This window comes from Bacteroides sp., assembly GCF_052357945.1.
Lineage (GTDB): Bacteria > Bacteroidota > Bacteroidia > Bacteroidales > Bacteroidaceae > Bacteroides.
On record NZ_DAWCXD010000197.1, the window covers coordinates 1 to 7248 of the forward strand.

The 7248-nt window shown below is 41.2% G+C and carries 6 protein-coding genes and 1 pseudogene; 5 read left to right on the forward strand and 2 right to left on the reverse strand.

Translation table 11 applies throughout. From position 1 onward, the window contains the following. Positions 1-252, forward strand: a pseudogene (locus tag ACT8YW_RS21005) (NAD-dependent epimerase/dehydratase family protein); the annotation flags it as partial. Next, positions 243-1208: a phosphatase PAP2 family protein gene (locus ACT8YW_RS21010; RefSeq protein ID WP_004312256.1), complete on the forward strand. Its 966-nt coding sequence runs from the start codon at positions 243-245 to the stop codon at positions 1206-1208. The pseudogene ACT8YW_RS21005 and the gene ACT8YW_RS21010, both read left to right, overlap by 10 nt. 89 nt (positions 1209-1297) lie before the next feature. Here ACT8YW_RS21010 and dusB read toward each other — a convergent pair whose 3' ends face one another. Further along, positions 1298-2293 (reverse strand): tRNA dihydrouridine synthase DusB, encoded by a 996-nt coding sequence (gene dusB / locus ACT8YW_RS21015; RefSeq protein WP_444107042.1) that lies wholly within the window; start codon positions 2291-2293, stop codon positions 1298-1300. Between the two features lie 8 nt (positions 2294-2301). After that, positions 2302-4293 (reverse strand): RNA-binding domain-containing protein, encoded by a 1992-nt coding sequence (locus ACT8YW_RS21020; RefSeq protein ID WP_444107043.1) that lies wholly within the window; start codon positions 4291-4293, stop codon positions 2302-2304. A 23-nt stretch (positions 4294-4316) separates the two neighbouring features. Between ACT8YW_RS21020 and ACT8YW_RS21025 the strand changes: the two genes are divergently transcribed. From ACT8YW_RS21025 to dprA, 3 genes are read left to right on the forward strand one after another with little or no spacing between them, the layout of a single operon-like run. Further along, positions 4317-5600: a peptidase U32 family protein gene (locus tag ACT8YW_RS21025; RefSeq protein WP_444107044.1), complete on the forward strand. Its 1284-nt coding sequence runs from the start codon at positions 4317-4319 to the stop codon at positions 5598-5600. A gap of 45 nt (positions 5601-5645) precedes the next feature. Further along, positions 5646-6047, forward strand: coding sequence for an acyl-CoA thioesterase (locus tag ACT8YW_RS21030; RefSeq protein ID WP_444107045.1), 402 nt, complete (start codon positions 5646-5648; stop codon positions 6045-6047). Beyond that, complete coding sequence (gene dprA, locus ACT8YW_RS21035; RefSeq protein ID WP_444107046.1) at positions 6044-7168, forward strand: DNA-processing protein DprA; 1125 nt, start codon at positions 6044-6046, stop codon at positions 7166-7168. Before ACT8YW_RS21030 ends, dprA begins: the two co-directional genes overlap by 4 nt. The last annotated feature ends 80 nt before the right edge of the window (positions 7169-7248 follow it).

The following is a 7248-nucleotide window of genomic DNA, read 5'->3' on the forward strand; positions in this document are numbered from 1 at the left end:
AATCCGTTTGTTCTTCACTTGAAATGTCCATTAATTGTGCTAAAAGTTATATCTTTGTTCGCTGAATTCATTGCTACACGTTCCGGGAGGAGCAGTACCCTGAATTCGGATAAATATAAGATAATGAAACAACGCAACTGGCAATGCGACATATCCCCGGTGATGAAAGAACTTGGGTATGTACCCGAATATGATTTGGAAAAGGGAGTTCGTGAAACCATTGCCTGGTATAAAAATGAAGGATGGCTTTAGACTTATTTAAGCGCGTAGAAACCCGGAAAGGGTTGTTTGCTGTGGAAAAGATTACACTGATTTATAATCTGTTGACTTCCATATTGATTCTGTTCCTGTTTCAGCGAATGGATCATCCATGGCACATGTTGCTGGATAGGGCTATGATCGCGGCGATGACTTTTTTGTTGATGTATCTTTATCGTCTTGCCCCCTGTAAGTTTTCAGCGTTTGTGCGCATTGTTATCCAGATGAGTCTATTGTCTTACTGGTATCCGGATACTTTCGAGTTCAATCGTTTCTTCCCGAATTTAGACCATGTATTTGCAACTGCCGAGGAGTTTATTTTCAATGGTCAGCCTGCTATTTGGTTCTGTCATACGTTTCCGCATCTTATAGTCAGCGAGGCATTCAATATGGGATATTTCTTTTATTATCCGATGATGCTGATCGTGGCTCTATTCTATTTCATTTATAAGTTTGAGTGGTTCGAAAAGATGTCTTTCGTTCTCGTCACTTCCTTCTTTATTTATTATCTGATTTATATATTCGTTCCTGTTGCAGGGCCTCAATTCTATTTTCCTGCCATCGGGATTGATAATGTATCTAAAGGTATTTTCCCTGCTATCGGTGACTATTTCAATCATAATCAGGAATTACTTCCCGGACCGGGTTATCAGCATGGATTCTTTTATAGCTTAGTGGAAGGTTCGCAGCAAGTAGGCGAACGTCCTACGGCAGCATTCCCCAGTTCGCACGTCGGCATTTCTACTATTTTGATGATTATGGCATGGCGTGGCAGTAAGAAATTATTTGCTTGTCTGATACCTTTCTATATGTTGCTTTGCGGGGCTACCGTATATATTCAGGCGCATTATGTGATTGATGCCATTGTTGGTTTCTTCTCTGCATTCCTATTGTATGTAGTCGTAACCTGGATGTTCAAAAAGTGGTTTGCGCAGCCGATGTTTAAATAGAAACCAAAGACCTTGACGTTTTAATTAGATCATGTTATTCTTCAGGAACTTGTACAAGTTCCTGAAGAATAGATACAATAGGTGCTGATTTAAATTTCCGGATTTTCTTTGCGTTGGGAAGTGATTTCATCAAATATCCGGAAAAGCTCTTCTTTTGTTTCTGCCCGTAACATCGCAATACGTGTGTTGCGGAAGTTAGGGATTCCCTTGAATAGAGGGCTTGCGGCCAGATGACGGCGTACATGCAAAATACCTCTACGCTCATCGAGCAGATTGACGCTATCTACCACTTCCTGACGAAGTACTTCCATACACCATTCAAAACTAAGTGGAGGTAATTCTTCACCTGTCTCTAAATAGTGTTTTACTTCCTTGAATATCCATGGACGACCGAAGCTGGCGCGACCGATCATTACAGCATCTACCCCATAACGGTCAAAACACTCCTTACAGCGTTGAGGACTGGTCACGTCTCCATTACCGATAATGGGAATATGCATTCTCGGATTATTCTTCACTTCGCCTATCAGTGTCCAATCCGCCTCTCCGGTATACATTTGTGCACGGGTGCGGCCATGTATAGTCAATGCGGCTATGCCACAATCTTGCAACTGTTCCGCTAATTCTACAATTATTTTATTGTTTGCATCCCATCCCAAACGAGTCTTCACTGTTACAGGTATTTTCACCGCATCTACTACAGCACGGGTGATCTCCAGCATCTTGGGGATATTTTGTAGCATACCTGCTCCAGCGCCTTTTCCAGCTACTCTTTTCACGGGACATCCGAAGTTAATATCCAGAATGTCAGGTTGTGCCTGCTCTACAATCTTGGCAGCTTCCACCATTGTCTCTGTATCTTTCCCGTATATCTGGATGGCGACAGGACGTTCTGCGTCACTGATACTTAGTTTCTGTGCAGTCTTGCTGACAGCACGTATCAGTGCGTCACTCGATACAAACTCGGTGTACACCATATCTGCTCCGAATTTCTTGCACATCAGGCGGAAAGCCGGATCGGTTACATCCTCCATCGGGGCAAGTAAGATGGGGTGTTTTCCTAAATCTATATGGGCTATTTTCATATATAATATTACTGCTTATTAAAGTTTTTATTGGTTGCTTTATATTTCTGTTTCGGATGGTTGGGAATTCCGGGGTATAGTCTCTCTATTGTACCATTCTGAAGCATTCTGGGGATAATAAAATTGATAAGATATTTAAGTGTTTTATGAACTTTTGTTGCTATTTCTTCAATACTAATATAGTCTTGTGATAGCGAAATGATGAGTGTTTGCAATTCTTCAAAAGTCATTCTTTGTTTATTTTGCTTTGAACTCTCCATGTTACTCCTCAGACTCTCCATATTACTTTCCGAGCTCTCCATATTACTTTCCGAGCTCTCCATATTACTTTCCGAGCTCTCCATATTACTTTCCGAGCTTTCAACCTTATCTTCCAAAGTTTCAAACTTTCCCTCAGATTCATTAATATGGTATTTTGTTCCTCTGCCATTTCCTTCTGCAATCAAAAATCCTTCATTACAGAGTTTTTTTAGCATCTTTGTGATATCTGAACGATGTTGAGGAATAACGTATTGTAGTTGAGTATTATTAATCTCATTTTCACTATAACAAGTAACCAAAGCAGTTAACTCATCTTGGGTTAGTTTTTCAATCTTTCCATCAAATAGTTCTTTTAGTTTGATTACAGCATCATCTGGTAATAAACTTATCATAGGTAAAGTTAGTTCCACCTTGTCTGGACGGTTCAATTCTTCAACATACGGTTTTTGCCAGTTAGCTTCTCTCCAACCTTTTATAATCTTATTTACACCGCTACCAGCTTTTTCTGAGAAACCGATTAGCATGAACATTTTTTGTAATGCTTTATTACGGCATACGCTGTCTCCCCCTGAATAATATTGTGTTTTGCTGACCAACATTGTTCCGGGATTCTTGAAGCGGTATTTATCTACCCACTGTTCAACAACAATGTTTCCTTCTTCCGAGAAATCACAATGAATAAGTGTGTTGATAAATGCTTCACGTATTGCAATATGTGTGGGAGTCTCATCAATTCGTATACCATTTCTTATTTGGAAAGGTTTAGGGAGTATGACAGTCAGTTTAGGGTATACTTTGCGATAAAATTGGAAGAGATTTGCTTCCCAAGTTCCGTCCGGACAGATACGATCTGACCATCTGAGAGAATCGTCTGCTCCTAAATGTTCCCTATAATCTGGAAAATAATTAGGAGCGCATTCAGGATCTGTGATACTTTCTGTTTTGCCGAACATAAGTATTCCGGCTAAAGTGAAACCTTCCTCTTTAGTATGCCGGTCTTTACGATACGCTTCCAATTTTGTCAGAAATTCCAGGTCATTCAGGCTAAGCCATGGATGAGATGGTTTTAGATTGGCAAATAGTTGCCTGTATTGTGTTAGGGTTTCCTTATCAATATCTTCCATGGAATAATTACACAGGATTCTGGAATCACGTGGGTGGTTTTCGTCCGAATCTGCAATCAAGCGTTTCACTTCAGCATCTGTACATTTATAATCGCCTTCATGGTTACGTTTAAATGTATGTCCGCCAAAAGGATTTCTTGTTCTGTAGATAGGACGTTGTATACGGGTTGCACGAGGAACATAAATGAGGAGCAGATTTTTTCCTTTATAACAACCTTCATACAGGTCGTTATCAGAAAGCAGATTCCCATTTACACAATCCGGATTATTAATCTGATTCCAAAAGTCTTTTTTGTACTGGCTGATTTGTTCTTTTGTCAGTCCTTCGATAATGAATTGCTGTTTATACTCTTTCACACCAAGTATAATAACTCCTCCATCTGTATTGGCAAAAGAAGAATAAGTGTCCCATAAACTGTTGGGAAGACCATCTTTGGCAATCTTGAATTCCAAATCTACAGCTTCCTCTTTTTGTATCAACGAGTCTATATAGTCGGTAAAATCCCACTCTTCCAGATTGTTGAGTACGATTGGTCTCTTATTTTCCATTTCTTCTTTCTGCTTTATTCTCTGCAAAAATACGGATAAATTCGTACCTTTGCACACTTCTATCATATTAATGATTATCGAACAGTAAAATGAATATAAAAGATTTTGAAATAATGGCTCCTGTCGGTTCGCGCGAATCTCTTGCTGCGGCTATTCAGGCAGGTGCCGATTCTATCTATTTCGGTATAGAAAACCTGAACATGCGTGCCCGTTCGGCCAATACGTTTACGATTGATGATTTGCGGGAGATCGCCCGTACGTGTGATGAACACGGGATGAAAAGTTACTTGACGGTCAACACGATTATCTATGATAAAGATATTCCATTGATGCATACTATTGTTGATGCAGCCAAGGAAGCCGGAATCTCTGCGGTGATTGCAGCCGATGTGGCGGTGATGAACTATGCCCGTCAGATAGGGCAGGAGGTACACCTTTCCACTCAACTGAACATCTCCAATGCAGAGGCTTTAAAATTCTACGCACAATTTGCAGATGTGGTAGTATTGGCCCGTGAGTTGAATCTGGAGCAGGTAGCCGAAATCTATCGCCAGATTCAGGAAGAACATATTTGTGGTCCGAGCGGTGAACAGATTCGCATTGAGATGTTCTGTCACGGTGCGCTTTGTATGGCTGTATCGGGTAAATGTTACCTCTCTTTGCATGAGATGAACCATTCTGCCAACCGCGGCGCTTGTATGCAGGTGTGTCGCCGTTCCTATACAGTCCGTGACAAAGAGACGGATGTGGAACTGGATATTGATAACGAATATATCATGTCACCGAAAGATTTGAAGACCATCCACTTTATGAATAAGATGTTGGATGCCGGTGTGCGTGTATTCAAAATTGAAGGCCGTGCCCGTGGACCTGAATATGTGCGTACAGTGGTAGAATGTTACAAAGAGGCTATCAAAGCTTATCTGGAAGGAACATTTACCGATGAAAAGATTGCAGCTTGGGACGAACTTCTGAAAACAGTATTCAACCGCGGCTTTTGGGATGGCTATTATTTGGGACAACGTTTAGGCGAATGGACCAGAAACTATGGTTCGGCAGCTACGGAACGTAAGATATATGTAGGTAAAGGTATCAAATACTTCTCTAACATTGGAGTTTCCGAATTTCTGGTAGAGGCTGCGGAAGTTAGCGTAGGCGATAAACTTCTCATTACCGGACCGACCACAGGTGCTCTATTCATGACTTTGGAAGAAGCCCGTGTTGACTTGGAATCCGTGCAGACTGTGAAGAAAGGCCAGCACTTCTCCATGAAATCAGATAAGATACGCCCCAGTGACAAGCTGTATAAACTGGTATCAACCGAAGAACTGAAGAAGTTCAAAGGACTCGATATTGAGCAAAAGAGAGGCTAACTGCTATTTCTCAACTTTTAATTTTTAATCTTCAATTTTTAATTGATGAACTATATCTATGAATTGGAAATGAAGGTGCGTGATTACGAGTGCGACCTTCAAGGGATTGTTAATAATGCGAACTATCAGCATTATTTGGAACATACCCGCCATGAGTTTTTGACGTCGGTAGGCATCAGTTTTGCTGCACTCCACGAACAGGGAGTCGATCCGGTAGTGGCACGCATTAATATGGCATTCAAAACGCCGTTGAAAAGCGGAGACGAGTTTGTCTCTAAACTCTATATGAAGAAGGAAGGTATCAAATATGTATTCTATCAGGATATTTTCCGTAAGAGTGATAATAAAGTAGTAGTGAAATCCACTGTTGAAACGGTATGTGTGGTAAACGGACGTTTGAGTGACAGCGAATTATTCGATATCGTCTTTGCCCCTTACCTGAAATGAGCAGTTCCGAGGAAGAACAGATTTATAGTATCGCCCTGACAATGGTGCCCGGTATCGGGCACATAGGGGCGAAACATCTGATAGACGGAATGAATAATGCTGTTGATGTCTTCCGTCTGCGTAAAGAAATACCGGAACGTATTCCTGAAGTGAGTCAACGGGTGGTAGATGCGTTGGATTGTCCACAAGCTGTGATCCGTGCCGAACAGGAATATGAATTTATCCGGAAGAACCGGATCTCCTGCCTGACTTTCCATGACGAGGCTTATCCTTCCCGTTTGCGGGAATGTGAAGATGCTCCTATTGTCCTTTTCTTTAAAGGAAATACCGATTTGAATTCCCTGCATATAATAAATATGGTAGGCACCCGTAATGCCACTGATTATGGTACCCGGATTTGTGCCTCTTTCTTACGCGATCTGAAAACACTTTGTCCTGATGTGTTGGTGGTCAGTGGACTTGCTTACGGAATCGATATTCATGCGCATCGTGAAGCGCTGGTCAATGATCTGTCTACGGTAGGTGTCCTTGCCCACGGTCTGGATCGTATTTATCCTTATGTCCATCGGAAAACAGCCATTGATATGCTCGAAAAAGGAGGACTATTGACCGAATTTCTGTCCGGTACGAATCCCGACAAACATAATTTCATCAGTCGTAACCGCATTGTCGCAGGTATGTGTGATGCTACGGTTGTCATTGAATCGGCAGAAAAAGGAGGCTCATTAATCACTGCTGAACTTGCTGAAGGCTATCATCGCGATTGTTTTGCTTTTCCCGGCCGGATAAATGATGAATATTCAAAGGGGTGTAATCGGTTGATTAGAGATAATAAGGCTTCCTTACTATTATCGGCTGAAGATCTTGTACAGGCAATGGGATGGAATATACCAACAACTTCTTCCGAAAAAGTAAATGTGCAACGAAGTCTTTTTCTCGACTTGTCCGAAGAAGAACGGAAGATTGTCTCTATTCTGGAGAAACAGGGGAATTTACAGATTAATTCTCTGGTAGTAGAAGCAGATATTCCCGTACATAAGATAAATGCTATTCTTTTTGAACTGGAAATGAAAGGAGTAGTTCGTGTATTGGCAGGAGGAATGTATCAGTTATTGAATTAACTCGTATAGACTAGCCTCATATATGGATATAAAAAAAGGAGCAACGCCTTGCTCCAACCTTTGTTAACCTTAAATCTAAT